Annotated in this window: 21 protein-coding genes; 5 read left to right on the top strand and 16 right to left on the bottom strand. The window is 71.2% G+C overall.

Annotated features, from left to right (window positions below):
* Window positions 1–313: 313 nt before the first annotated feature.
* From tyrS to AC4D12_RS15345, 4 genes are read right to left on the bottom strand one after another with little or no spacing between them, the layout of a single operon-like run.
* Entirely contained in the window at window positions 314–1,636 is a 1,323-nt protein-coding gene (gene tyrS, locus AC4D12_RS15360) for a tyrosine--tRNA ligase (protein ID WP_490950819.1), read from the bottom strand.
* Window positions 1,637–1,648: 12 nt separating this feature from the next.
* Window positions 1,649–3,901, bottom strand: a complete 2,253-nt coding sequence (locus tag AC4D12_RS15355) for a HelD family protein (RefSeq protein WP_490950818.1) — start codon at window positions 3,899–3,901, stop codon at window positions 1,649–1,651.
* A 36-nt stretch (window positions 3,902–3,937) separates the two neighbouring features.
* The gene (locus AC4D12_RS15350) at window positions 3,938–4,477 is read right to left on the bottom strand and encodes an adenine phosphoribosyltransferase (protein ID WP_490950830.1); all 540 of its coding nucleotides are present in this window, start codon (window positions 4,475–4,477) and stop codon (window positions 3,938–3,940) included.
* A 51-nt stretch (window positions 4,478–4,528) separates the two neighbouring features.
* Complete coding sequence (locus AC4D12_RS15345) at window positions 4,529–5,188, bottom strand: DNA-3-methyladenine glycosylase (protein ID WP_490950817.1); 660 nt, start codon at window positions 5,186–5,188, stop codon at window positions 4,529–4,531.
* Window positions 5,189–5,295: 107 nt separating this feature from the next.
* Between AC4D12_RS15345 and AC4D12_RS15340 the strand changes: the two genes are divergently transcribed.
* Together AC4D12_RS15340 and AC4D12_RS15335 are read left to right on the top strand one after the other, a co-directional pair.
* Complete coding sequence (locus AC4D12_RS15340; RefSeq protein WP_490950816.1) at window positions 5,296–6,828, top strand: DNA-3-methyladenine glycosylase 2 family protein; 1,533 nt, start codon at window positions 5,296–5,298, stop codon at window positions 6,826–6,828.
* Window positions 6,829–6,910: 82 nt separating this feature from the next.
* Window positions 6,911–7,474, top strand: a complete 564-nt coding sequence (locus AC4D12_RS15335; RefSeq protein WP_490950815.1) for a methylated-DNA--[protein]-cysteine S-methyltransferase — start codon at window positions 6,911–6,913, stop codon at window positions 7,472–7,474.
* Here the strand turns inward: AC4D12_RS15335 and AC4D12_RS15330 are convergent.
* From AC4D12_RS15330 to argC, 9 genes are all read right to left on the bottom strand, one after another.
* A complete protein-coding gene (locus AC4D12_RS15330) occupies window positions 7,471–9,432 on the bottom strand; it encodes an ABC transporter ATP-binding protein (RefSeq protein ID WP_490950814.1) in 1,962 nt (653 codons plus the stop codon). The two genes, AC4D12_RS15335 and AC4D12_RS15330, sit on opposite strands and share 4 nt — an antisense overlap.
* Window positions 9,433–9,551: 119 nt before the next feature.
* Window positions 9,552–10,997: an argininosuccinate lyase gene (argH, locus tag AC4D12_RS15325; protein WP_490950813.1), complete on the bottom strand. Its 1,446-nt coding sequence runs from the start codon at window positions 10,995–10,997 to the stop codon at window positions 9,552–9,554.
* Window positions 10,997–12,199, bottom strand: a complete 1,203-nt coding sequence (locus AC4D12_RS15320) for an argininosuccinate synthase (protein ID WP_490950812.1) — start codon at window positions 12,197–12,199, stop codon at window positions 10,997–10,999. Before AC4D12_RS15320 ends, argH begins: the two co-directional genes overlap by 1 nt.
* A 118-nt stretch (window positions 12,200–12,317) precedes the next feature.
* Complete coding sequence (locus AC4D12_RS15315; RefSeq protein ID WP_490950811.1) at window positions 12,318–12,857, bottom strand: arginine repressor; 540 nt, start codon at window positions 12,855–12,857, stop codon at window positions 12,318–12,320.
* Entirely contained in the window at window positions 12,854–13,807 is a 954-nt protein-coding gene (argF, locus tag AC4D12_RS15310) for an ornithine carbamoyltransferase (RefSeq protein ID WP_490950810.1), read from the bottom strand. Before argF ends, AC4D12_RS15315 begins: the two co-directional genes overlap by 4 nt.
* Window positions 13,804–15,141, bottom strand: a complete 1,338-nt coding sequence (locus tag AC4D12_RS15305; RefSeq protein ID WP_490950829.1) for an acetylornithine transaminase — start codon at window positions 15,139–15,141, stop codon at window positions 13,804–13,806. Before AC4D12_RS15305 ends, argF begins: the two co-directional genes overlap by 4 nt.
* Window positions 15,142–15,176: 35 nt before the next feature.
* On the bottom strand, window positions 15,177–16,166 hold the full coding sequence (gene argB, locus AC4D12_RS15300; RefSeq protein ID WP_490950809.1) for an acetylglutamate kinase: 990 nt from the start codon (window positions 16,164–16,166) through the stop codon (window positions 15,177–15,179).
* An 11-nt stretch (window positions 16,167–16,177) separates the two neighbouring features.
* Window positions 16,178–17,347, bottom strand: coding sequence for a bifunctional glutamate N-acetyltransferase/amino-acid acetyltransferase ArgJ (gene argJ / locus AC4D12_RS15295; RefSeq protein WP_490950808.1), 1,170 nt, complete (start codon window positions 17,345–17,347; stop codon window positions 16,178–16,180).
* Window positions 17,344–18,375 carry an N-acetyl-gamma-glutamyl-phosphate reductase gene (gene argC, locus AC4D12_RS15290; protein WP_490950807.1) on the bottom strand — a complete coding sequence of 344 codons (1,032 nt, stop codon included), beginning with the start codon at window positions 18,373–18,375 and terminating at the stop codon, window positions 17,344–17,346. Before argC ends, argJ begins: the two co-directional genes overlap by 4 nt.
* A 105-nt stretch (window positions 18,376–18,480) precedes the next feature.
* Here argC and AC4D12_RS15285 point away from each other — a divergent pair, with 105 nt between their 5' ends.
* Complete coding sequence (locus tag AC4D12_RS15285) at window positions 18,481–19,446, top strand: quinone oxidoreductase family protein (protein ID WP_490950806.1); 966 nt, start codon at window positions 18,481–18,483, stop codon at window positions 19,444–19,446.
* A 154-nt stretch (window positions 19,447–19,600) separates the two neighbouring features.
* Here the strand turns inward: AC4D12_RS15285 and pheT are convergent, their stop codons facing one another.
* Together pheT and pheS are read right to left on the bottom strand one after the other, a co-directional pair.
* Window positions 19,601–22,144 (bottom strand): phenylalanine--tRNA ligase subunit beta, encoded by a 2,544-nt coding sequence (gene pheT, locus AC4D12_RS15280; RefSeq protein WP_490950805.1) that lies wholly within the window; start codon window positions 22,142–22,144, stop codon window positions 19,601–19,603.
* Window positions 22,145–23,224 (bottom strand): phenylalanine--tRNA ligase subunit alpha, encoded by a 1,080-nt coding sequence (gene pheS / locus AC4D12_RS15275; RefSeq protein WP_490950804.1) that lies wholly within the window; start codon window positions 23,222–23,224, stop codon window positions 22,145–22,147. It abuts the gene before it with no gap.
* A gap of 173 nt (window positions 23,225–23,397) precedes the next feature.
* Between pheS and AC4D12_RS15270 the strand changes: the two genes are divergently transcribed.
* On the top strand, window positions 23,398–23,859 hold the full coding sequence (locus AC4D12_RS15270; protein WP_490950803.1) for an eCIS core domain-containing protein: 462 nt from the start codon (window positions 23,398–23,400) through the stop codon (window positions 23,857–23,859).
* Between the two features lie 15 nt (window positions 23,860–23,874).
* Here the strand turns inward: AC4D12_RS15270 and pcp are convergent, their stop codons facing one another.
* Entirely contained in the window at window positions 23,875–24,513 is a 639-nt protein-coding gene (pcp, locus tag AC4D12_RS15265; protein WP_490950802.1) for a pyroglutamyl-peptidase I, read from the bottom strand.
* 71 nt (window positions 24,514–24,584) lie between these two features.
* On the opposite strand from pcp, the gene AC4D12_RS15260 reads away from it, so the two are divergent.
* Window positions 24,585–25,682, top strand: coding sequence for an Rv2578c family radical SAM protein (locus AC4D12_RS15260; RefSeq protein WP_490950801.1), 1,098 nt, complete (start codon window positions 24,585–24,587; stop codon window positions 25,680–25,682).
* The last annotated feature ends 4 nt before the right edge of the window (window positions 25,683–25,686 follow it).

The raw sequence follows: 25,686 nt of genomic DNA, 5'->3' as shown, positions 1-25,686 counted from the left end.
TTGGCACACTATTGAGTTCTCAAACAACAGGAGCAACCGGCACCAAACACAACCAAACCGTCATGTCATCGCTCCGGAGCAACTTTTGAAGCTTACCCGCACCGCTCCGAGTTCCGCAAATCCGCACTGTTCCGTGGATTTCCGCTTCCGGAGGACCGTCACGTTGCCTCGATGCGCACAGCGCATCCGGGCCGTTCTCGATCAGTTGGGGGGTTTGTCGCCCTCATCGGGGCAACTCCATAACTATAGGGTCTGACGGACGGTAGCGCCAAATCGACGGGGATCCCGCCCCTGCTCGGCGCTCCCGCCCGGCTCAGCCGGCGTCGACCATCGCGAGGTTGCGCTTCCCGCGCCGCACCAGGAGGTACCGCCCGTGGAGCAGTTCATGCTTCCCCACGACATGATCGGCGTCGGTGATCTTCACGTTGTTGACGTAGGCGCCGCCCTCGGCGACGGTGCGCCGGGCACCGGAGTTGCTCGTTGCGAGTCCCGACGTCACCAGCAGGTCCACGATCCCCAGCGCATCCTTCGGCGCCGTGACCGCGGTCAGTTCCGCCGTCGCCGCCTGCAGGGTCACGAGGTCGAGGGATGACAGGTCGCCCTGCCCGAACAGGGCGGCCGACGCGGCGATGACCTTCTCGGTGGCGTCGACCCCGTGCACGAGAGAGGTGACGTCGTACGCCAGGGCCCGCTGCGCCTCGCGCGCATGCGGACGTTCCGTGGTCGCCCGCTCCAACTGCTCGATGTCGGTCCGTGAGCGGAAGGTGAAGATCTTCAGGCGCTCCACCACATCGGTGTCGCTGGTGTTGAGCCAGAACTGGAACATGGCGTAGGGGCTCGTCATCGCGGGATCGAGCCAGACGGCGTTGCCCTCGCTCTTGCCGAACTTCGTGCCGTCCGAGTTGGTGATGAGGGGCGTGCCGATGGCATGGACGCCCTTCCCCTCCACCTTGCGCACCAGCTCGGTGCCACTGGTGAGGTTCCCCCACTGGTCGGACCCACCGGTCTGGAGCACGCAGTCGTACTCGCGGAACAGCTGCAGGTAGTCCATGCCCTGCAGGATCTGGTAGCTGAACTCGGAGTAGCTGATGCCCTCGTCGGAGTTCAACCGCTTGGCGACGGCCTCCTTCTTGATCATCGTGCCCACGCGGAAGTGCTTGCCGACGTCGCGCAGGAAGTCGATGACACTCATGGGCCCGGTCCAGTCGAGGTTGTTCACCATGCGCGCCGGGTTCTCCCCCTCGAAGTCGAGGAAGCGCTGGACCTGCCCCTGGAGGTAGCCGACCCACTCGGCCACGGTCTCCTTCGTGTTCATGGTGCGCTCCGCCGTCGGCCGCGGATCGCCGACCAGACCCGTGGAGCCGCCGACAAGACCCAGCGGACGGTGCCCGGCGAGCTGAAGGCGTCGCATGGTCAGGAGCTGGACGAGGTTGCCGAGGTGCAGGCTCGGCGCCGTCGGATCGAAGCCGCAGTAGAAGGTGATGGGCGCGCCGGCGAGGAGCTCGCGCAGCTCCGTCTCGTCCGTCGACACGTGGACGAGGCCGCGCCACAGCAGCTCGTCGTACACGGTGTCGAAGGAGGGGTCGTTCTGTTGGCCGGAGAGGCCGCTGACCGGACGTTCTGTTTGCTGGGACACCGTCCCAAATTATCAGTCGGCGATACCCGCGGGAATTCGGCCGGTGGAGATGACGCGGAGCCGCTGGGTGGGGCGCGTCATCGCCACGTAGAGGTCACCGACGCGGGCCGTCGCCGAATCCATCATGTCCTGCGGCTCGAGGATGACCACGCCGTCGAACTCGAGTCCCTTGGACTCGCGCGGACTGATCACCACGATGTCCTGGCTGGGGCCGCCGGCACCGGAGCCGACGCGGGGACCGTACGTCGCCGCGAGTGCCTGACGGACGCCCGTCAACAGGTGGTCCGGGGCGATCACGGCGAGGAGTCCGCCGTCCACGACCGCCAGTTCCTCCCGCAGGGCCGCGACGAGTGCGGGCAGGAGCTCCGGCACGGTGTCCAGCACCGGGGCGAACCGACCCTCGCGGACCGCCTTCGGCGCGGACACGACCAGCCCGGCCGCATTGGCCATGCGGACGGCGGCCTCCGCGATCTGCGAGGGCGTGCGGTAATTGACGGTCAGCTCCTCGAGCTGCCAGCGGTCCCCGACGAAGGGCTGCAGGGCCTGCTGCCAGGAACTCGATCCCGCCGCGGAACTCGTCTGGGCGATGTCGCCCACGATCGTGAAGGACTTCAGCGGGCAGCGCCGCATCAGGAGCCTCCACTGCATGGCGGACAGCTCCTGCGCCTCGTCGACCACGATGTGCCCGTAGGCCCAGGTGCGGTCGGTCGCCGCGCGATCCGCCGCGGACAGCCGCGTGGCGGACACCGTGTTCGCCTGCGCCAGCTCCTCCGCGGTCAGGACGCCGTCCACCCCGGAGTCCATGAGGGACGCGTTGACGTTCTCGAGCGTGCGCTCGGCGTTGGCGAGATCGCGCTTCATCTCCTGCTCCCGCGCCGCACCGTCGCGGCCCGCGGAGGCGTCGAGGTCGCCGAGCAGCTCGGCGGCCTCGTCGAGGAGCGGGACGTCCGCCTCGGTCCAGGGCGCGTCGACGGCACGCGTCATCGAGCGGATCTGCGCATCGTCGAGGTCCGGTGCTGCGGCGCGCAGCTGCCCGGGGCGGGACAGGAGCTCCGCCACGAGTTTCTGCGGTGTGAGCGGCATCCACGCCAGGTTCAGGGCGACGCGCACGTCGCGGGCACTGCGGACGTCCTCGGCGAGGTACGAGCGGTCCGCGTTGTTGCCGCCGCCCGAGGACTCCTCGAGCTTCTCGAGGAGCTGCTCGGTGAGTTCGCGCAGCAGGATCTTGACGAAGGTCATGCGCGCCTCGTTGTGCGGCTTGCCCGTGGCACGGGCCCGCTCGCGCGCGCGGCCCACCTGCTTGGGCGTCAGCGTGAGGAGCGTCCCCTCGACGTTGAGGCGCTGGTTCTCCGCGGGGACGCGCTGCCGGTTCGCCACGGCACGGCGCAGAACCTCGGCCATCTCGAGCCGCCCCTTGAGCGCTGCGGCCTGCTCGGACGACTCCTGCACGGTGGTGATCCCCGGCATGAGCGTGCCGATACCGGCCATCACGACGCCGGTCTCACCCAGGGAGGGGAGCACGCGCTCGATGTACCGCATGAAGGCATCGGTGGGACCGACGAGCAGCACGCCCGCCGACTTCAGGCGGTCGCGGTGCGTGTAGAGGAGATAGGCGGCGCGGTGCAGCGCCACGGCGGTCTTGCCGGTGCCCGGGCCGCCCTGCACCACGGTGACTCCGGGCAGAGGTGCCCGGATGATGCGGTCCTGTTCGGCCTGGATGGTGCCGACGATGTCCGACATCTGCCCCGTGCGTCGCGTGTTGAGGGCCGCGAGCAGGGCGCCTTCGCCCTGCAGGGACTCCTCGTCACCGAGGAGGTCGGCGTCGAGGACGTCGTCCTCGATCGCGACGACGTCGCGCCGGGACAGGATGAGGTGGCGACGCCGTCGTACGCCCATGCGCTCGAAGGCCGTGGCCTGGTAGAAGGTACCGGCCTCCGGTGCCCGCCAGTCCACCATGAGCTGTCGCAGGGAGTCGTCCGAGAGCCCGATGCGGCCGATGTAGCGCTTGTCCCCTGTGTCGAGGTCGAGCCTGCCGAACACCAGGCGGTCGTCGACCGCGTTCAGCTGCGCCAAGCGGTCCTCGTACATGGTGGCGAAGGCGTCACGTTCGGAGCGGTTCTGGTGCGAGCCCGAGGACTGCGTGCGGCGGACCTCCGCCAGTTGCTGCGCCTTCTCGGCTCTCAGCTCGTCCAGCCGGCGGTAGAGGGCGTCGACGTACTCGCGCTCGTTGTCCAGCTCGATCCTCGCCTGCGGCGTCTCGGGCATGGGCACCTTCCTTCTCTCGCGGGCCGACCGTCGATTCTAGCGCGCCGGGGACCCCACGTGGTGCACGGTCCGGACGCTCCGCCCGGCCAGGGCGGCCCGTCCGCCGAGCTCGTCCAGTTCGAGGACCACACCGCACCCGACGACGACGGCTCCCGCCCTTTCCAGCAACGCGCATGCCGCGACCAGCGTTCCGCCCGTCGCGAGGACGTCGTCGAGCACGAGGACACGGGTGCCGGCTGCCAGATCCGCCTGGTGGAGCTCGAGGACGGCCTGGCCGTACTCGAGGTCGTAGGACTCACGGAACACCGCCCGGGGCAGCTTGCCGGCCTTGCGGATGGTCACCACACCGGTGCCGGTGGCGTAGGCGACGCCGGCCGCCAGGAGGAAGCCCCGTGCCTCCACCCCGGCGACGACGTCGAACGATCCGGCGAAGGGCAACGCGACGGCGTCGACGACGGCCTTGAACGCGTGCGCGTCGGCGAAGACCGGTGTGAGGTCCTGGAAGGCGATGCCCGGTGAGGGGAAATCGGGGACGACAGCGGCGAGGCGGTCGATCGCGGTCCGCGCCTGCTCGATCGCGTCGGCCGTCGGGTGGGTCGGGGCGTTGCTCGTTGTCACGGGTCAACCTTACGGCGCCGGCGGCATCCTGCCGGGCCGGAAGCGGGACACCGTGGGCTCGCCCGGTAGCCAGAAGCGCCACGGGTACTGTGCAGTTCCCGCGACACCGCTCACCCCGACGCGCGGGCCCCTGCTGACATCGGCCGCCGGCACGGGCGGCAGGACGAGCCGGAAGGGTGCGGCCAGCGCATCGGCGCCGTCGACCCTGCGGTCCAAGCCGAGCGCCTGCGCGAGACGGGCGGGTCCCCTGGCGAGATCGAGATCCGTGGCCGGCCGGGACCGCCGCTCGCGCGCGAGATCGACGCCCTCGGTGATCTCGCCGGCGCGAAGCAGGAGCCCCGTGGCCCACCCCTCGGTGCCGCACACGATGTTCGCGCAGTAGTGCATGCCGTAGGTGAAGTAGACGTACAGGTGGCCCGCGGCGCCGAACATCGTCGCGTTCCGGGCGGTCTTCCCCCGGAAGGCGTGCGAACCGGGATCGTCGGGGCCGAGGTACGCCTCGACCTCGGTGATCCGCACGGTCACGGGGCCGGCGTCGTCGTCCTGGTGTGTGAGGTGGGCACCGAGGAGCGAGGGGGCGACCTCGAGGGCGCTCCCACTCAGGAGGCGCCGCGTGGCCGTGCTGTCCGTGCTGTCCGTGCTGTCGGGGGTCTCGCGGGGGTCGATCATCCTCCGACGATAGCGACGAGCAGCGGTGCGCGCTCCGGCGGCGGGCCTGCCACTGCCGTGTCCGTTTCCCGCTAGAGGGGGAGGAGCGGCGGTGGCAGGATGGCGGCATGGACTTCTGGCAGCGGTACAGCGCGATCGATGCGCGCGACCCACGCTTCGACGGCCAGTTCGTCACCGCTGTGTCCACCACCGGCATCTACTGCCGGCCCTCCTGCCCCGCGCGCACCCCGAAACCGGACAACGTCCGCTTCTACCGCACGTCCGCGGCAGCGCACGACGCCGGGTACCGGGCCTGCAAGCGATGCCTGCCGGAGGCCGTGCCCGGTGACCCCGCGTGGAACCTGCGCAGCGACGCCGCGGCCCGCGCCATGCGGCTGATCGCCGACGGGGAGGTGGAGCGGACGGGGGTGTCCGGGCTCGCGGCCCGGCTCGGCTACTCCCCGCGCCACCTCAACCGGATCCTGCGCGAGGAACTCGGCGCAGGAGCCCTCTCGCTCGCGCGGGCGCACCGGGCACAGACGGCCCGAACCCTCTTGACCGGTTCGTCCCTGCGTTTCGCGGACGTCGCGTTCGCCGCCGGATTCGGCAGCATCCGCCAGTTCAACGACACCGTGCAGGAGGTTTTCGACCTCACTCCGGGGCAGGTGCGCAGCGCGTCGAGGGCCGCGACGGAGGCGTCCGAGGGCGTCGTCGGTCCGGACGCCCGTGCCGTGCGCCTCTCGCTGTTCCTGCCGGTGCGGCTGCCCTTCGATCCGGACATCTTCCGGTTCCTCGCCGCCCGCGCCGTCGAGGGCGTGGAGGAGGGAACGACGAGGAGCTATGAGCGGGCGCTCCGGCTGCCCGCCGGGCCTGCCTGGTTCAGGGCCACGTCGGTGGAGTCCCGCGCCGACGGCCGTGGCGTGCTGCCGGTGACGGTGTCCGTCGCCCGCCTCGCGGACCTTCCCACGCTGCTCACGCGCATCCGGCGGCTGTTCGACCTCGACGCCGACCCCTACGCGATCGACGCCGCCCTCAGCCGGGACAGGACCTTCGCACGGCTCGTGTCCGCGCACCCGGGGATGCGCCTGCCCGGATCGGTGGATCCCGACGAGACCCTGGTCCGCGCGATCGTCGGCCAGCAGATCACCGTGGCATCGGCGACGACGGCGCTCGGACGTCTCGCCGCCGGCAGCCCGTCGATCGAGCTACCCGGCACCGCCCTGACGCGCATGTTCCCCACGGCCGGGGAGCTCGCCGACGCCGCCGAGCCGCTCCTGCCGGGCCCGCGCCGCCGCGACGCGACGCTCCGGAACGTCGCCCGCCTGCTGGCGGACGGCTCCCTGGGCGTCGGCATCGAGGCGGAGCCCGCAGCTCTCCGGGCGGCGTTGCTCGCGGTGGACGGCATCGGGCCGTGGACGGCCGACTACGTGGTGATGCGCGTACTCGGCCACCCGGACGTCCACCTCTCCGCCGACGCCGCCGTCCGAGCCGGGTGGAGACGGGCCACCGACCAGGATCCGTCTGCCACGCTGGACGCCTCGATAGGCGCCACGGTGGATGCCGCGATGGAGACGGTGCGGCCCTGGCGCTCCTACGCCACGGTGCATCTCTGGAGCGCAGCGGCGCAGCGGACCGAGCCCGCGAGAGCCGGCATCCGATGAGCGTCACCCCCTACCCCCGATACGCGAGCTCCCCAGGATCCCTCTTCTCCCCCACTCCCCCGTCGTCGAATGGAGCACCCCCATGTCAGCCGTGACAGCACCCGAAGCGATCGACTACCCGGGGCCCGTGATTTTGCGCGGCTCGACGACCACCACGATCGACACCCCGGACGGAGCGTTCACGGTCATCGAGGCCGAGGGCGCCGTGCTCGCCTCGGGATGGACCGATCGGGCAGCCGAACTGATCGGGCAGATCCATTCGAGCCTCCGAACCGCCAGCTTCGACCGCGCGGCGTCGAACGCTGCGCCGGCCCTCGACGCCGTGGCGCGGTACTACGACGGCGACTTCGAGGCCTCCCGCACGGTCACGGTGCGGCAGGTCTCGGGCCCGTTCCGCTCCCACGCCTGGGACGTCCTGCGGGCGGTGGAGCCCGGAGCACCCGTCACCTACCTCCAGTACGCGGAACGCGCCGGCAACCCGACGGCCGTCCGCGCCGCGGCGGGGGCCTGTGCCAAGAACGCCGCAGCACTGTTCGTCCCCTGCCACCGCATCATCCGCACGGACGGGAGTCTCGGCGGTTTCCGTTGGGGCCTCGGCGTCAAACAGCGGCTCCTCGACCGGGAGGCGGGGCGACCGGTCGTCTAGACGGACGTGCGGGCCGGGGACCCGGCCGGTGACACGAGCAGCTGACGCGCCGCCATGTCCCGGTACAGCTCGCTGGTGCGCAGGAGGTCCTCGTGGGTCCCGACGGCGGAGACGCGCCCCTGGTCGAGGACCACGATCTGGTCGAAGTCCGCGACCGTCGAGAGCCGGTGGGCGACGACGACGACCGTGCGGTCCCGGGACGCCTCCCCCAGGGTCTGCTGCAGCAACTGCTCGGTCCTGGAGTCGACGGCCGAGGTGGGCTCGTCCATGAGCAGCACAGGCCGGTCCGCGAGGATCACCCGGGCCCAGGCGAGGCGCTGACGCTGGCCGCCGGAGAGGCGGATGCCGTCCTCACCCAGGTTGAGATGGAGACCGTCCTCGGACCTGTCGCCCAGGGCATCGAGACCCACCGACGTCAGGACCCGGCGGAGCTGCTCGTCCGTCGCGTCCGGTGCGGCAAGCCGCAGATTATCCGCGAGCGTGCCGCTGAGGACCGGGGCCTCCTGCTCCACGAGGCCGATCCGCGACCGGAGCTCGGACCGGGGAACGGCCGGGAGCGCGACGCCGTCGAAGGTGATGCTGCCATCTGTGGGCTCGTAGAACCGCTCGAGCAGGGCGAGCACCGTGGACTTCCCGGCACCCGAGGGGCCCACGAGCGCGGTCCTGCTGCCGGCCGGCACGGTGAAGCTCACGCCGTCGAGCACGGGACGGAGCGGTTCGCGCGGGCCCTCGACATCCGGGCCGCTCCGTGGAGGCCCTTCGAGGGGACTGCTGTCGCGGCTGACGGCGCCGTCGTCGGCTGTGGCACCACCCGTACCGGTTGCACCGTCAGCGGTGACGGTGGGAGAGGTATCTGTACCTGCGCCGTCGTCGGCCTCCGCGTAGTGGAAGCTGACGTTCCTCAGCTCCAGGGCGCCGACGGGCGCGGCGGGGCGTGCTGCTGTCGTTGCACCGGCGGCGACGGTGCCTGCCTCGTCCGCGCGTTCGGGCTCGAGCCGGGCGATCTCCTGGATCCGATCCAGTGCGGCGAGCCCGGACTGGATCTGGACGAACGCGCTCATCGCCGAGCCGATCGGCATGACCAGGAGGAACAGGTAGAGGATGAAGGCGATGAGGTCGCCCAGCTGCAGCTCGCCGGCTGCCACCCGGATGCCGCCGACGGCCAGCACCACGATGAACGCGCCCTGGATGCAGATCGACATGATTGGCTGGACCGCCGCCTGCAGCTTCGCCATCGCGATGCCCGCGCGGAATGCACTGGTGGCCTCGACGTCGATCACGGCCGCCTCGCGCTCCTCCGCCACCGACGCCTTGATGGTGCGGATCCCGGACAGGCCCCGCTCCACGGCCGCCGTCATGGACCCCACGGCGTCCTGGACGTCGCGGCTGCGCTTGCGGATCAGACGCCCCAGGAACAGCACACCGCCGGCCCCGAGCAGGACGGCGGTGAGCGTGATGCCGAAGAGCAGCGGGTCGATCAGGACCATCAGGACGACGGCTGCGCAGAACATCAGGACCGAGGAGACGATCTCGAACAGGCCCGAGGTGATGACGCTGCGCATCAGGGTGGTGTCCGAGCCCACGCGGGACATGAGGTCGCCGACGCGACGCCGGTCGAACTCCCGCACGGGCAGGGCCAACAGCTGGCCCACGAGTGACCGGCGCACACCGAGCACCACGGACTCCGCGGTGCGCTGCAGGAGGTAGGACTGCGCTGCGCCGAACACGGCCCCGCCGAGCGTGATACCCACGAGGAACCACACGAAGATCGTTGCGGGCTCGTTGGCCGACACCGCGTTGACGAGCTGCTGGACCATGAGCGGCTGGGCGATGGACAGGCCGGTGGACACGAGGGATACCACGGCCACGAGGACCAGCACGCGGACGTGCCCGCGGAGGTAGGGAAAGAATTCTCTGAGGGTGGCCCGCTGCTGCGGTGCCGGACCGGACGGCTGCATGATCACACGATGCGCCGGGCACGCACCCCAGTCAAAGGACTTCGCGGCAGGCGTAGCAGCGGAGGGTCCGTAACCCGGCGGACGCCGCGCACCGGGGCGGCGCGGCGTCCTCAGCCGGGTCAGCCAGCGGCGTACGCCCCCACAGCGTCGAGCTCCGCCGCCAGCGCCTCGAGCTGACGCCGGACGGCGGACGGCGCCGTGCCGCCCTGCGCGTCGCGGCTCGCGAGCGAGCCCTCGACCGTGAGCACCTCGCGGACCGCCGGGGTGAGGTGGTCCGAGATCCCGGCGAACTCGTGGTCGGTGAGATCCCAGAGCTCGACGCCGCGTGACTCCGCGACGCGCACGGCCGCACCCGACAGCTCGTGGGCCTCGCGGAAGGGCACGCCCTGACGGACGAGCCACTCCGCGATGTCCGTGGCCAGGGCGAAGCCCTGCGGCGCGAGCGAGGCCATCCGCTCGGTGTTGAACACGAGCGTGGCGATCATCCCGGAGACGGCCGGCAGCAGCACCTCGAGGGTGTCGACGGCGTCGAACACGGGCTCCTTGTCCTCCTGGAGGTCCCGGTTGTAAGCCAGCGGCATGCCCTTGAGCGTCGCGAGCAGGCCGGTGAGATCGCCGATGAGGCGGCCCGCCTTGCCGCGCGCCAGCTCCGCGACGTCGGGGTTCTTCTTCTGCGGCATGATCGAGGACCCGGTGGAGAAGGCGTCGTCGAGCGTCACGAACGAGAACTCCTTCGTGGCCCAGATGATGACCTCCTCGCTGATGCGCGAGAGGTCCACCCCGATCATCGCCGTGACCCAGGCGAACTCGGCGTAGACGTCCCGTGACGCGGTGCCGTCGATCGAGTTGTGGGTGGCCGAGAAGAACCCGAGGTCTGCGGCGACCGCCTCGGGATCGAGGCCGAGCGAGGACCCGGCGAGGGCGCCCGAGCCGTACGGCGAGACCCCTGCCCGGCGGTCCCAGTCGGAGAGCCGCTGCACATCCCGCAGGAGCGCCCACGCGTGGGCCAGCAGGTGGTGGCTGAGCAGCACGGGCTGGGCGTGCTGCAGGTGGGTGCGCCCGGGCATGGGCGCCTCGAGGTTCGCCTCCGCCTGGTCGACGAGGGCCTTGATGGTGGCCAGGACGCCCCGGGCGATGATCCGCGCATGGTCACGCAGGTACATCCGGCCGAGGGTCGCCACCTGGTCGTTCCGCGAACGCCCGGCGCGGAGCTTGCCGCCGAGGGCCGGCCCGGCCCGCTCGATCAGCCCGCGCTCCAGCGAGCCGTGCACGTCCTCGTCCGTCTCGGCCGGCATGTAGGCACCCGACCGCACGTCGGCGTCGAGCCGGTCCAGGGCGTCGAGCATGCCACTGAGCTCGTCGTCGTCCAGGAGGCCCGCGGTGTGCAGCACCCGCGCGTGGGCGCGGGATCCCTCGATGTCGTACGTGGCGAGCCGCCAGTCGAAGTGCGTCGACTTGCTCAGGGCCGCGAGGGCGTCCGCGGGGCCGCCGGCGAACCGGCCGCCCCACAGCGATCCCTCGTTCGTCCCCTGCGCTCGCGGTCCGCCGCCCTGCGCTGGAGCCATCAGGCGCCCGCCTGCTGGTCCCGGCGCGACGCCACCTTGGAGGACATGCCGAAGAGCTCGATGAAGCCCCGGGCCATCGACTGGTCGAAGGTGTCGCCGGAATCGTAGGTGGCCAGGTTGAAGTCGTACAGGCCGACATCCGAGCGGCGCCCCGTCACGGTGGCGCGGCCACCGTGCAGGTCCATGCGGATGTCCCCGGTCACGTACTTCTGGGTGTCGTCGATGAACGCGTTCAGCGAGCGCGTCAGCGGCGAGAACCACTGGCCGTCGTACACCAGTTCGGTCCAGCGCTGGCCCACGGTCTTCTTGAACCGGGCCTGCTCGCGCTCGATGGTGACGTTCTCCAGTTCGCGGTGCGCCGCGATGAGGGCCATGGCGCCGGGGGCCTCGTAGATCTCGCGGCTCTTGATACCGACCAGGCGGTCCTCGACGATGTCGATCCGGCCCACGCCCTGCGCGCCTGCTCGGCGGTTGAGCTCCTCGATGGCCTGCAGCGGCGTGACGGGGTTGCCGTCGATCGCGACGGGGATGCCCTCCTTGAAGGAGATGGTGACCTCGTCCGCGGCCGGCGGGAACTCGGGAGAAGCCGTGTAGTCGTAGACGTCCTTCGTGGGACCGTTCCAGATGTCCTCTAGGAAGCCGGTCTCGACGGCGCGGCCCCAGACGTTCTGGTCGATCGAGAAGGGGTTCTTCTTCGTGGTCTCGATGGGCAGGCCCTTCTCCTCGGCGAAGGCGATGGCCTTGTCGCGGGTCAGTGCGAGGTCGCGCACCGGCGCGATGCACTTCAGGTCCGGGCCGAGGGTCTGGATGCCGACCTCGAAACGCACCTGGTCGTTGCCCTTGCCGGTGCAGCCGTGGGACACGGTGGTGGCGCCGAACTCCCGCGCTGCTGCGACGAGGTGCTTGACGATGACCGGACGGGACACCGCCGAGACCAGCGGGTAGGCGTCCATGTACAGGGCATTGGCCTTGAGCGCCGGCATGCAGTATTCGTTGGCGAACTCGTCGCGGGCGTCGGCCACGTAGGCCTCGACGGCGCCGCAGCCCAGCGCGCGCTGGCGGATGGTCTCGAGGGACTCGCCGCCCTGTCCGACGTCGACCGCCACGGCGATCACCTCGGCCCCGGTGGCTTCGGCGATCCAGCCGATGGCCACGGAGGTGTCGAGTCCGCCGGAGTAGGCGAGGACGATGCGTTCGGTCACGGGAGGTGCTCCTTAGGTTGTGCGGTGGGTGGCCGGGCTCGTGCCGGGCCACTCGATCGGTGGGGCCGCAGCTGTCAGCGTAGCGGCGGCGGGTTCGGGTCTGTCCGGGTGGTCGGGGTCAGGCGGGCTCGGCGCCGGCCTGCGCCTCCTGCGCCAGGCGGAGAAAACGCTCGGCGACGGCGGAGCCGCCGTCGGGCTCGCGACTGACGAGCATCACGGTGTCGTCGCCGGCGATCGTGCCGAGGATGGACGGCATGACCGAGTGGTCGATCGCGAGGGCCAGGAAGTTCGCCGCACCGGGCGGGGTCCGCAGGATGACGATGTTCCCGCTGGCCTCGGCGGTGACCAGCAGTTCGTTGCACAGCTTGGTCAGCCGCGCGTCGAGGATCTCCTGCGACACACCACTCTGGACGTGCCGCCCGCCACCCTCGACGGGCACCGCGTAGACGAGCGCGCCGTCGGCCCCGCGGACGCGCACCACGCCGAGCTCCACGAGGTCGCGCGAGAGCGTGCCCTGGTTGACCTGGACGCCGTCCGCAGCGAGCAGGGACGCGAGCTCCACCTGCGAGCGCACGGACTGCGCGGTCAGCAGATCCGTGATGCGTGCGTGCCGCGACGTCTTGGTGGTGGGCCGGGCGGAGTCCCGCTGGACGGTCATGATCCGCCCTGTTCCGCGGACTTCCGCAGGAGCCACGTCATGAGGGCCTTCTGCGCGTGCAGCCGGTTCTCGGCCTCGTCCCAGACGACCGACTGCGGGCCGTCGATGACGTCGGCCGAGATCTCGTACCCGCGGTAGGCGGGCAGGCAGTGGAGCACGACGGCGTCCGGGGCGGCCTGCGCCAGGGCTGCGGAGTCCACGGCGTAGGAGCGGAACAGCTCCTGCCGTGCAGCCTTCTCGTCCTCCTGGCCCATGGACACCCAGGTATCCGTGGCGACGACGTCGGCCCCTGCGAGCGCCCCGGCGGGATCCGTGGTGACGAGGACGGATCCGCCCGTCTCGGCCGCGCGGTCCTCCGCGGCGGCGACGACGGAAGCGTCCGGGAGGTGCCCCTCGGGACCGGCGATGCGGACGTGCATCCCCGCCGTGACTCCGGCGAGCAGGTAGGAGTTCGCCATGTTGTTCGCGGCGTCCCCCAGGTACGCGAGGGTGAGCCCGGCCAGCGTGCCCTTGTGCTCGCGGATGGTGAGCAGGTCGGCGAGCAGTTGGCACGGGTGGTAGTCGTCGGAGAGCGCGTTGATGACCGGCACCCTGGACGCCGCGGCCATCTCCTCGAGGTCGGACTGGGCGTAGGTGCGCCACACGATGGTGGCGACCATGCGCTCGAGGACCTTCGCGGTGTCCGTGATGGTCTCCTTGTGGCCGAGCTGCGAATCCCCCGCCCCGATGATGAGCGGCACTCCCCCGAGATCCGCAATGCCTGCCGCGAAGGAGACACGCGTACGGGTGGAGGTCTTGTCGAAGATCACGGCGACGGTCTGCCGCCCGGCGCCCGTTCCGGCGAAGGGCGCGTGCGCGTACGGGTCCGCCTTCAGGTCGAGGGCGAGGTCGAGGACCTCCGCCTGCTCGGCGGGCGAGAGGTCGGTGTCGACGAGGAAGTGGCGCGTCATGCTGATGCCTCCCGGAGTGTGGTCTGAGCGGTGCTGAGGATCGACGGCAGGGCGTCGAGGAAGGTGTCGGCCTGCTCGCGCGTGAGGATCAGCGGAGGGGCGAGCCGGATGGTCGTGGGGCCGGTGGCGTTGATGATGAACCCCGCCGCCAGCGCAGCCTGCACCGCTGCGGGAGCGTACCCGCCGTCGAGGTCGAAGCCGATGAGCAGGCCCGCGCCGCGCACCTCGGTGACGCCCTCCACGGCGGCGAGCCGCTCGCGCAGGTGACCGCCGACGTCGTGCGCGCCCTGCAGGGAGCCCCCCGACTCGAGGGCGTGGATCGTCGCGAGACCCGCCGCGGTGGCCACGGGATTGCCGCCGAACGTGGAGCCGTGCTGACCCGCGGAGAGCAGGGTCGAGACGCGCTCGCCGAAGGTCACGAGGGCGCCGACCGGGAAGCCCCCGCCGAGTCCCTTCGCGAGGGTCATGGCGTCGGGCATGACGCCGTCCACCCACTGGTGCGCGAACCAGCGGCCCGTCCGTGCGATGCCGGACTGCACCTCGTCGAGGATCAGCAGCGCACCGTGCTCGCGCGTCAGCTCGCGGGCGGCCCTCAGGTACTCGGCGGACAGCGGGCGGACACCGGCCTCGCCCTGGATGGGTTCGACGATCAGCGCGGCCACGGTGGAGTCCATCGCGGCCCTCAGGGCATCGACGTCGTCGAAGGCGATGTGCTCCACGCCGCCGGGCAGCGGTTCGAACGGTTCCCGGTACGCCTTCTTGGACGTCAGGGCGAGTGCACCCATGGTGCGGCCGTGGAAGGCGCCGTCGAGCGCGAGGATCCGCGTGCGTTCGGGCGTGCTGTTGCGGCGGGCGAGCTTCACGGCGGCCTCGAGGGCCTCCGCGCCGGAGTTGGTGAAGAAGACCCGCGAGCCGTCCGGCGCCACGGCCAGCGCGAGGAGCTTCTCCGCGAGCGCCACCTGCGTGGGGCTGGTGAAGAAGTTGGAGATGTGGCCGAGCGTGGCCAGCTGACTCGAGATGACCGAGGTCACGAACGGATGCGCGTGGCCGAGTGCGTTGACTGCGATCCCGCCGAGCAGGTCGAGGTACCGGGCGCCGTCGGCGTCCCAGACGTAGCACCCCGCACCGCGGACCAGCACCCGCTGTGGTGTGCCGAAGACGCCCATGAGCGAGCCGCTGTACCGGGCGAGCCAGTCGGCCCCCGAGTCGCCGCCCGTGAGGACGTCCACGCCCTCGGTGGACGCCACGGAGTCGACCGGGCCGGGCGCCGCGTGCCGGCCGTGGCCGGTCGCGGTCAGGGACGGGCTGCTGTCCGTCGGGCCGGTTGTGGTCATGGATGGGGCGACGGACGCCGCCGTGTCGAGCTCGGTCATGACCGGTCTCCCGTCCCTGATGGAATCTCTGCCGGAATTTCTGCTGGAAGCTCGTCGGGTACCACCTGCGTGCCGATGCCCGCCGTGGTGAAGGTCTCGAGGAGCATCGAGTGCGCGAGGCGACCGTCGACGATGTGCGCCCGCTCCACGCCGCCCTCGACGGCCTGCAGGCAGGCGGTCATCTTCGGGATCATGCCGCTCTGGAGCCCGGGCAGGAGCTCGCGCAGCTGCGACGCCGAGAGGCTCGAGATGAGGGAGCTGCGGTCGGGCCAGTCGGCGTAGAGGCCCTCGACGTCGGTGAGGATCACGAGCTTCGACGCGCCGAGCGCCGCGGCGAGCGCGGCGGCTGCCGAGTCGGCGTTGACGTTCAGCACCTGCTGCGTCGCCTCGCCGTCGGCATCGTACTCCGGCGCCACCGTGGAGATGACAGGGATCCGGCCGGCCTCGAGGATGTCGAGGATGGCCCCGGGGTGCACCGCGGTGACCTCGCCGACGAGGCCGAGGTCCACGGGCTCGCCGTCGACGACGGTCCCGGTGCGGACGGCGCGGAGCAGGCCGCCGTCCTCCCCCGAGAGGCCGACGGCGTACGGGCCGTGGGAGTTGATGAGGCCCACGAGCTCGCGGCCCACCTGGCCGGTGAGGACCATCCGGACCACGTCCATGGCCTCGGGCGTGGTCACGCGGAGCCCGCCCTTGAACTCGGACTCGATGCCGAGCCGGCCCAGCATCGCATTGATCTGGGGACCTCCGCCGTGCACCACGACGGGGCGGATCCCCACGTGGTGCAGGAACACGATGTCCTCGGCGAAGGCACGCCGCATGTCCTCGTCCACCATGGCGTTACCGCCGTACTTGACGACCATGGTGGTCCCGGCGAATCGCTGGATCCAGGGCAGCGCTTCCATGAGGGTCGCCGCCTTGTCCTGCGCGCGCAGGGTCGAGGCGGAGGGGGTGGCTGCGTCGGTCACACCGGTCACGTCGGGCATCGCGGTTCCCATCAGCTCGAGTACGCCGAGTTCTCGTGCACGTACTCGTGCGTGAGGTCGTTGGTCCAGATCGTGGCGCTCGCCGATCCCGACGCGAGGTCGATCTCGACGGTGACCTCGCGTCCCGTGAGGTCCACGAGGTCGCGGGAGTCCCCGATGCCCCCGTTCCTGCAGATCTGCACCCCGTTCATGGAGACGTTCAGCTGGTCCGGCTCGAAGGCGGCGTCGGTGGTCCCGACCGCGGCCAGCACACGGCCCCAGTTCGGGTCGTTGCCGAAGATCGCGGTCTTGAAGAGGTTCGAACGGGCGACGGCGCGGCTGACCACCTCGGCATCGCGCTCGCTGGCGGCGTTGAGCGTGGTCACGGCGATCGTGTGGCTCGCGCCCTCGGCGTCGTGGATGAGCTGTGCGGCGAGGTCGAGGCAGACCTGCGTGAGCGCGGCGGTGAACTGCGCCTGGTCGGGGGCCATTCCCGCGGCGCCGGAGGCGAGCAGCACCACGGTGTCGTTCGTGGACATGCAGCCGTCCGCGTCGGTGCGATCGAAGCTCACGCGTGTGGCCTCGCGGAGCGCGGCGTCGAGCGCCGGGGCGTCCAGGGCGGCGTCGGTGGTGAGGACCACGAGCATCGTGGCGAGCCCCGGGGCGAGCATGCCCGCACCCTTGGCCATCCCGCCGATCGCATAGCCCTCGCTCGCGGAATCGGCGGTGGCCGGGTAGCGCGCCTCCTTGGGCACGGTGTCCGTGGTCATGATGGCCTCGGCCGCCGTGGGCCCGCCGCCCCTGCTCAGGGACCCGGTGGCATCCGTGACGCCCGCGAGAAGCCGGTCCATGGGAAGCTGCTCCCCGATGAGGCCCGTCGAGCACACGAACACGTCGGTGGCCGAGACGCCGAGGAGATCGGCGGTCACCTCCGCGGTGCGGTGGGTGTTCTGGAAACCCTCGTGCCCCGTGCAGGCGTTGGCGCCGCCGGAGTTCAGGACGACGGCGTCGACGCGTCCGTCGGAGACGACCTGACGTGACCAGAGAACGGGCGCCGCGGCCACGCGGTTCGAGGTGAAGACGGCAGCCGCGTTGTGCAGCGGGCCATCGTTGACCACGAGCGCGACGTCGGGCTTGCCGGTGCTCTTGAGCCCGGCGGCGACGCCGGCGGCGCGGAACCCGCCCGGATACGTGATGCTCATGGCGCGATCCCCTGCGTGGTCAGGCCTGCAGTCTCGTCGAGACCGAGGGCGATGTTCATGGACTGCACGGCGCCGCCGGCGGTCCCCTTGGTGAGGTTGTCGATCACGCTGCTCACGATCACGCGCCCGGCGTGCTCGTCGAACGCGAGCTGCAGCGCTGCGTAGTTGGACCCGAGGACGGACTTGGTGGCGGGCCACTGCCCCTCGGGAAGAACGCGCACGAAGGGCTCGTCCGCATACGCCGTCTCCCACGCGGCCCTGAGTTCGGCGTACCCGACGCCGGCGCGCACCTTCGCGGTCGCCGTCGTGAGTATGCCACGCGCCATCGGCGCGAGGGTCGGCGTGAAGGACAGGGACACGGGCTCCCCCGCGGCGAGGCTGAGGCCCTGCTCCATCTCGGGCGTGTGGCGGTGCCCGCCGCCGACGCCGTAGGGGCTCATGCCGCCCATGACCTCGGAGCCGATGAGGTTCGGCTTGGCCGCCTTGCCGGCGCCCGAGGTGCCCGATGCCGAGATGACGACGACGTCGTCGGACTTCAGGAGGCCCGCGGCGAAGCCGGGAGTGAGGGCCAGGAGCACGCTGGTGGGGTAGCAGCCCGGCACGGCGATGCGGCGCGCGCCGGCGAGCTCAGTGCGTGCGCCGGGCAGTTCCGGCAGGCCGTAGGGCCACGTCCCGGCGTGCGGCGAACCGTAGAACGCCTGCCACGCAGCAGCGTCCTGGAGCCGGTGGTCCGCACCGGCATCGATGACGAGCGTCTCCGGCGGGAGCTGCGCCGCGATGCCGGCACTTGCGCCGTGCGGCAGGGCGAGGAAGACGACGTCGTGCCCGGCGAGGACCTCCGCCGTGGTGTCCTGGAGCACGCGGTCGGCCAACACGTGCAGGTGCGGCTGGAGCTCCCCGAGGGTGGAACCGGCATTGCTGTGCGCCGTGATCGCCCCGATCTCGACGTCCGGGTGGTTCGCCAGGAGGCGCAGGAGTTCTCCCCCGGCGTACCCACTGGCTCCGGATACCGCTGCTGTGAAGGTCATTCTCCAACCCTACAGCAACAACATGCAGCAGCCCACATATTTATGCACTGCCCGGCCCCCGAGCGCACGAATAGCATGGACGCACGCCACCGAAAGGGAACCATCATGCCCTCAGCCATCACCGTCGCCGCCCCCGGTGGGCCCGACGTCCTCCGCCTCACCGCCACCGACCGCCCCGAGCCCGCCGCGGGTCAGCTCCTCGTGAAGGTGGCCGCCGCCGGCGTGAACTTCATCGAGACCTACCAGCGCAGCGGTGCCTACGCCGTCGAGCATCCCTTCACTCCGGGGGCCGAGGCCGCAGGCACGGTCGAGGCACTCGGTGACGGGACCGAGGGCTTCGAGGTGGGAGATCGCGTGGCCTTCGCCGAGGGCAGGGGCACCTACGCCGAGTACGCGCTGGTCGACGCCGATCGCGCCCTCCCCGTACCGGACGGCGTGGACATCGAGACGGCGGCAGCGCTCCCCCTCCAGGGCATGACGGCGCACTACCTCATCAACTCGACGTTCCCGGTGCAGCAGGGCCACACGGTGCTCGTGCACGCGGGTGCCGGCGGCGTGGGCCTGCTCATCATCCAGCTGCTCAAGGCGAAGGGCGCCCGCGTCATCACCACGGTCTCGACGCCGGAAAAGGAGGACCTCGCTCGCGGCGCAGGTGCCGACGAGGTGCTCAGGTACGAGGGCTTCGCAGACGCCGTGAGGACCCTGACGGACGGCGTGGGTGTCGACGTCGTGTACGACGGCGTGGGGCAGGCGACCTTCGACGAGTCCCTCCGCTCGCTGCGCGTCCGCGGCACGATGGTGCTGTTCGGCGCGGCGTCGGGCGCCGTCCCGCCGCTGGAACTGCAGCGGCTGAATTCCGGCGGTTCCCTCTTCGTCACCCGGCCCACCCTGGTGCACTACCTGCTCTCGGCCGAGGAGCGACGCTGGCGGGCCGAGGAACTGTTCGGGGCCGTCACCGCAGGGCAGCTCGACGTCCGGATCGGTGCGCGGTATCCGCTCGCCGAGGCGGCACGCGCCCACGAGGACCTGCAGGCCCGCCGCACCACGGGCAAGGTGCTGCTCATCCCCTGATCGGGACCGGGCTCCCCTGACCCTGATCGGTACCGGAACCGGAACCGGGACCGGGACCGGGACCGGGATCCTCGGACCTGGTTCCTCGGACCCCGAGCTGGACGGGGAAGGCCCGCCCGCCCCGACGGGGCGGGCGGGCCTTCTCCTGCGTACGTCAGCGCTGAACGGCGTCGAACCGTTCGGCCGCGAGGGCGACGGCGGCGTCCCGCGCGCCGCTCGCCTGCTCGGCGGTCAGTGTGCGGTCCGGAGCACGGAACCTCAGGGCGAACGCGAGGGACTTCCGGCCCTCCGCGATACCCGCGCCGGTGTAGACGTCGAAGAGGCTGATGTCCTCGAGCAGGTCCCCGGCGCCCTCGCGCAGGGCCTCGAGCACGTCACCCGCGACGACGGCGGAGTCGACGACGAGCGCCACGTCCTGCGTCGCGGCGGGGTAGGTCGAGAGGGGACGGGCCACGATGACGTCCGCGGCGGCCTCGAACAGCAGGTCGGCGTTGATCTCGAAGGCCACCGTGCGGGCCGGCAGGTCCTCGGACGCGACGAGCTTCGGATGGAGCTCGCCGGCGTACCCCAGCAGCTCCCCGCTCCGCAGGAAGAACTCCGCCGTGCGGCCCGGATGGAACGCCTGGTGGCTCCCCTGCCGCACCACGACGTCCACACCGGTGACCTGCGCCATGAGGCGCACCGCGTCGACGGCGTCGGCCCAGTCCCACGGGCGGGGCGATGCGCCGGCGGACGCCGCAGCCTCGTGTCCCGTGAAGAGGGCGGCGACGGTCAGGGGCTGGTCGGGGATGCCCTCGTAGAGCCCGTCGAGCACCGCGTCCTCCGGTTTGACCCCGAGCGGCGGGATGGTCGCCGTACCCATCGGCCCGGACGGCAGGAAGACGGCACCGGCTTCGACGAGGGCGAGGTCACGGAAGCCGCGCGAGATGTTGCGCTTCGCGAGCTCCACGAGTCCCGGGAGGATGGACCGCCGCAGGAAGGCGAGCTCGGCGCTCAGGGGATTGGCGAGCTTCACGGCCGGGGCGTCGGCCTCCGCCTCGGCAGCGCCGAACACGCTGTTGGCGCGCACCCCCACGAACGGGTAGGACAGCACCTCGGTGAAGCCTGCCGCCGCGAGGGCGGTGAGGAGCCTACGGCGCTGCTGCTGCACGCGGGTGAGACCGCGCCCCGGAGGCGCGACGGGCAGCGTGGACGGGATGGTGTGGTACCCGAGGAGGCGGATGATCTCCTCCGTCAGGTCCTCGCGCGTCTCGAGGTCCGCACGCCAGCTCGGGGCGGTGACCCGGTAGCCGCCGTCCACGCGCTCCACGGAGGCTCCGAGGTCGGTGAGCGTCCCGACGATCTCCTCGTCGGTGAACGTGCGCCCGATCAGGCGCGCGGGGAAGTCGGTGGCGAGATCGATCACGCGGGCCTCCGGAGCCTGGCCGACGTCGGTCGCGGCGTCGTCGATAGTCCCGCCCGCCAGGTCGAGGAGGAGCTCGACCGCGCGCTGCGCAGCGATGTCCGCCACGTGCCAGTCGACGCCGCGCTCGAACCGCTTGGACGCCTCCGAGGGCAGCCTGTGACGGCGGCGTGAGCGGCCGATGCTGACGGCGTCGAAGTGCGCGGACTCGATCAGGACGTCGACGGTCGCGTCCGTGACCTCGGTGGCGGCGCCGCCCATGACCCCGGCGATGCCGATGGGCCCGGACGCGTCGGTGATCAGGAGGTCGCCGGCGTCGAGCGTGCGCACCTTGTCGTCGAGGGTGCGGAGCGTCTCCCCCGCCGCGGCCCTGCGCACCACGATGTCGCCCTCGAGCCGGGCGAGGTCGTAGAAGTGCAGCGGCTGCCCGAGGTCGAGCATCACGTAGTTGGAGATGTCGACCACGAGGGAGATGGAGCGGATCCCGGCGAGTCGGAGGCGGGCGGACATCCACGGCGGCGTGGGGCGCGTCGGGTCCACGCCGCGGACCGTGCGGGCCACGAAGCGGTCGCAGCCCGGCACCCCGTACACGGGAGCGGCGTCCTCGAGGCGCACCGGGTAGCCGTCACCCGCGGAGGGCGGGACGACGACGGCACCCGCGGGGTCCGTGAAGGCCGTGCCGGTCGCGTGGGCGTACTCGCGGGCGACGCCGCGGAGGGAGAAGCAGTAGCCGCGGTCGGGCGTCACGTTGATCTCCGCGGCCTCGTCGTACAGCCCGAGCAGCTCCATGGCGTCGGTACCGACCTCCGGGTCCAGCCCGAGGGTCGAGAGCACGAGGATGCCGTCGTGGTCGTCGCCGATGCCGAGCTCACGCACGGAGGCGATCATGCCCGCGGACACGTGCCCGTAGGTGGTGCGGGGGCTGATGCGGAAGTCGCCCGGGAGCACGGCGCCCGGAAGCGTCACCACCACCTTGTCGCCCTCCACGAAGTTGTGCGCTCCGCAGACGATCCCCTGCACGCCCGAGGGGTCGATGCCCTCACCCGTGAGCGTCTGCTCAGCACCCTCGGGCACCACGCGCACCTGGCACCAGTTGATGGTCTTGCCGTTCGTCTGCGGTTCCTTGACCGCGCTGAGCACCTGCCCGACGACGATCGGGCCGGACAGCTCGTCGGTGGGACGGTGGACGTCCTCCTCCTCGAGCCCGACCTTCACGAGCTCGGCCATGACGTCTTCCGCGGTCGCATCCGCAGGTACGGCTGCGTACTCGCGCAGCCAGGAGAGTGGGACTCTCACTTAGATCTCCATCCCGAAGTGTTCGCTGAAACGGACGTCGCCCTCGATCATGTCGCGCATGTCGATGACCTCGTTGCGGAACATGAGGGCCCGCTCGATCCCCATGCCGAAGGCGAAGCCGGAGTAGACGTCCGGGTCGATCCCCGTGGCGCGCAGGACGTTGGGGTTGACCATGCCGCAGCCGCCCCACTCGATCCAGCGCGGACCGCCCTTGGCACCGGGGTGCCAGATGTCGAGCTCCGCGCTGGGCTCGGTGAACGGGAAGTAGTTGGGGCGCAGCCGCACCTTCGCGTCGTCGCCGAAGAGCTGCTGGGTGAAGTGCTCGAGCGTCCCCACGAGGTCGGCCATCGTGAGGCCCTTGTCGATCGCGAGGCCCTCGAACTGGTGGAAGACGGGCGTGTGGGTGGCGTCGAGCTCGTCGGTGCGGAACACCTTGCCCGGGCACAGCACGTAGATGGGCAGCTCGCGCTCGAGCATGGAGCGGACCTGCACCGGGGACGTGTGGGTGCGCAGGACGAGGTGCGCCTCGGGCGGCTCCACGAAGAACGTGTCCTGCATCTCGCGGGCGGGGTGATCGGGCTTGAAGTTCAGGGCGTCGAAGTTGAACCACTCCGATTCCAGCTCCGGGCCCTCGGCGATCTCCCAGCCCATGCCGACGAACACGTCGCTGACGCGGTCCTGCAGGGTGGAGAGCGGGTGCCGGGCACCGGGACGACGACGCCGCGGGGCGGCCGTGACGTCGACGGCCTCCTCGACGAGGATACGGGCGTCGCGCTCGGCCTCGAGCTCCGTGGTGCGGCCGGCGAGCGCCTGGTTGATGCGGCCCCGCGCCGGGCCGATGTTCTTGCCGGCAGCGGACTTCTGGTCCTTGGGCAGTGCGCCGATTCCGCGGTTGGCAAGGCTCAGCGGGGACTTCTCCCCCGTGTGGGCGATCCTGACGCCTTTGAGTTCGTCGAGATCCGCTGCGGCCGCGATGTCGGCGAGCGCGGCGTCGACCGCCGCAGCGACCTCCGCGGCGTCGGTCGGGTCCGGCACCCGCAGGCTTCCAGCCGCTCCGGAGTGCTCTGGCGTGTCGGTCATGGGCTGGCTTACCTCGCACTCTCGGACAGGGCTGCGGCGGACACCGGTGGTGGGACGCAGTCGTGGCCTGGGATGGGACAGGAGTCGGTCGGGGTGCGCGGAGCACTGCTGGCGCACCGGCGTGACAAGTCTAGGTGAAGCGTCTGCCACGTCCGCACCCGTACGATGACGCCATGAACAGCAGGATCGTCCCGTTCCTCAACTGGATCAACCTGTCCACGCCCTGCGGCCTCGCCGTCGCCGCGCTCGCGGGATGCCGCATCTCCCCGGGACCCCACGGCATCCTGCTCGCCGAGGGTTACCGCCGCCGCCTGCCGAAGGCGAGGGCGTTCACGGTGGGCAGCGTGGTGCTGCTTCGCGGACGCGTACCCCACGACGCGCCGGCCGGGTTCGCTCGGCTCCTCGAGCACGAAGCACGCCACACCCGGCAGTACGCAGCGCTCCTGGGGCTGCCGTTCCTTCCCGCCTACCTGCTCGCTGCCGGCTGGTCCCTGCTGCGGACGGGCGACCCTGCGTCGCGCAACCCCTTCGAGCGGGGCGCAGGGCTGGCCGACGGCGGGTACCGCGAACAGCCGGTGCGTCCCGTCACGGCGTCCGTGCGTGCAGCGCTCACACGGGGCCGACCCCGCGGGTAGCGCCCCGGCGCAGGTCTAGTGCTCCGCGCCGCCGGTGACCCGGAGGTCCGCCGTGGTGTCCGCCGTCGTCAGCGCGATGGCCACGAGGGCTGCCGCCATGTCCTCGAGGGCGAGACCGGGTGCACTGTTCGCCACGCCCTGCTCCGCCGAATAGGGGACGTGGACGAACCCACCTCTCGTGCCGTCCCGGGAGGCGAGGTGATCCATCAGCCCGTAGAAGACGTGGTTGCACACGTAGGTCCCGGCAGTCTGCGAGACCTCCACCGGGATGCCGAGTGCGGCGACCGCCTGGCGGCAGGCCTTGATGGGCAGGGACGAGAAGTAGGCCGCAGGACCGCCCGGGGCGATCGGCTCGTCGATCGGCTGACGGCCCGCGTTGTCGGGGATGCGCGCGTCGTCGACGTTGATCGCCACCCGCTCCACCGAGACGGACGGGCGCCCGCCCGCCTGGCCCACGCAGAGCACGATCTCTGGTCGGTACCGCTCGATCGCCGTCGTGACGGCGTCGACACTGGCGCCGAAGACGCAGGGCACCTCGACGGCGACCGCGTCATGCCCCTCCGCACGCAGCAGGTCGGCAGCACGGCGGGCGGCGAGCCATGAAGGATTCGTGGTCTCTCCCCCGAAGGGTTCGAAACCGGTGAGGAGGATCATGGCCCAAGCCTAGGACAAGCTCACGGGACCAGGGGTGACACAGTATTAGAACACGTGTTCTAATACTGTCCATGCGGTGGGAAGGTCAGAAGATCAGGGAGGACGACAACGCCGTCGTCGCGGCGCCGAGCCTGCTGCCCCTGGCGGGGCTCGTCCGGACCGTGCGGACCCCCGACTTCGCCGGCATCACCTTCCACGAGGTCGCCGCGAAGTCGGTGCTCAACAAGGTGCCGCCCACGTCCTCGATGCCGTTCTCCTGGACCATCAACCCCTTCCGGGGCTGTTCCCATGCCTGCGTCTACTGCTTCGCACGCAAGACCCACAGCTACCTGAACCTGGACACGGGCCTCGATTTCGATTCCCAGGTCGTGGTGAAGATCAACGCCGCGGAGGTGCTCACCCGGGAACTCGCGCGCCCCTCGTGGAACCGTGACCACGTGGCGCTCGGCACGAACACCGATCCCTACCAGCGCGCCGAGGGCCGGTACCAGCTCATGCCGGGCATCATCACGGCCCTGGCGGACTCCGGGACGCCGTTCTCGATCCTCACGAAGGGCACCCTGCTGGCCCGGGACATCCCTCTGCTCGCGGCGGCCTCGACGTCCGTCATGGTCGGCGTGGGCATCTCGCTCGCGCTGCTCGATCCCGTCCTCGCCGAGTCGATCGAGCCCGGGACTCCCGCACCGAGGGCGCGCCTGGCGCTCATCTCGCGGCTCCGGGAAGCGGGGCTGCCCTGCGGTGTGTTGGCGATGCCGATCCTCCCCTGGCTCACCGATGGCGACGAATCCCTGGACCGGCTCTTCGGCGCCCTCGCGGCAGCAGGTGCGAGCGGCGTCAGCGCGGGTCCGCTGTACCTCCGGCCCGGCTCACGCGAATGGTTCATGCAGTGGCTCTCGGCGCACCACCCGCAGCTCGTCACGCGGTACGAGGCGCTGTACGCGGAAGGGAGCTACGCCTCGAAGGAGTACCGGGACTGGCTCTCCGGCCGTATCCGCGTGCACCGCAGGAACCACGGTCTCGCCGCGGGCGCCGGCTTCTTCCGGAACCTGACGCCGGCCGGGGCCCCCGCCGGCGCCGGGGCAGGCGCCGGCGCCGGGGCAGGCGCGGCGTCCGGCCGGGCACGCACCCGGCCGGCTTCCGCTGCTCCGATGCAGGCCGCCCTGTTCTAGGGAG

The sequence above is a fragment of the Arthrobacter sp. TJ-266 genome (assembly GCF_058269115.1).
This window is presented reverse-complemented; position numbering and strand designations above follow the sequence as displayed.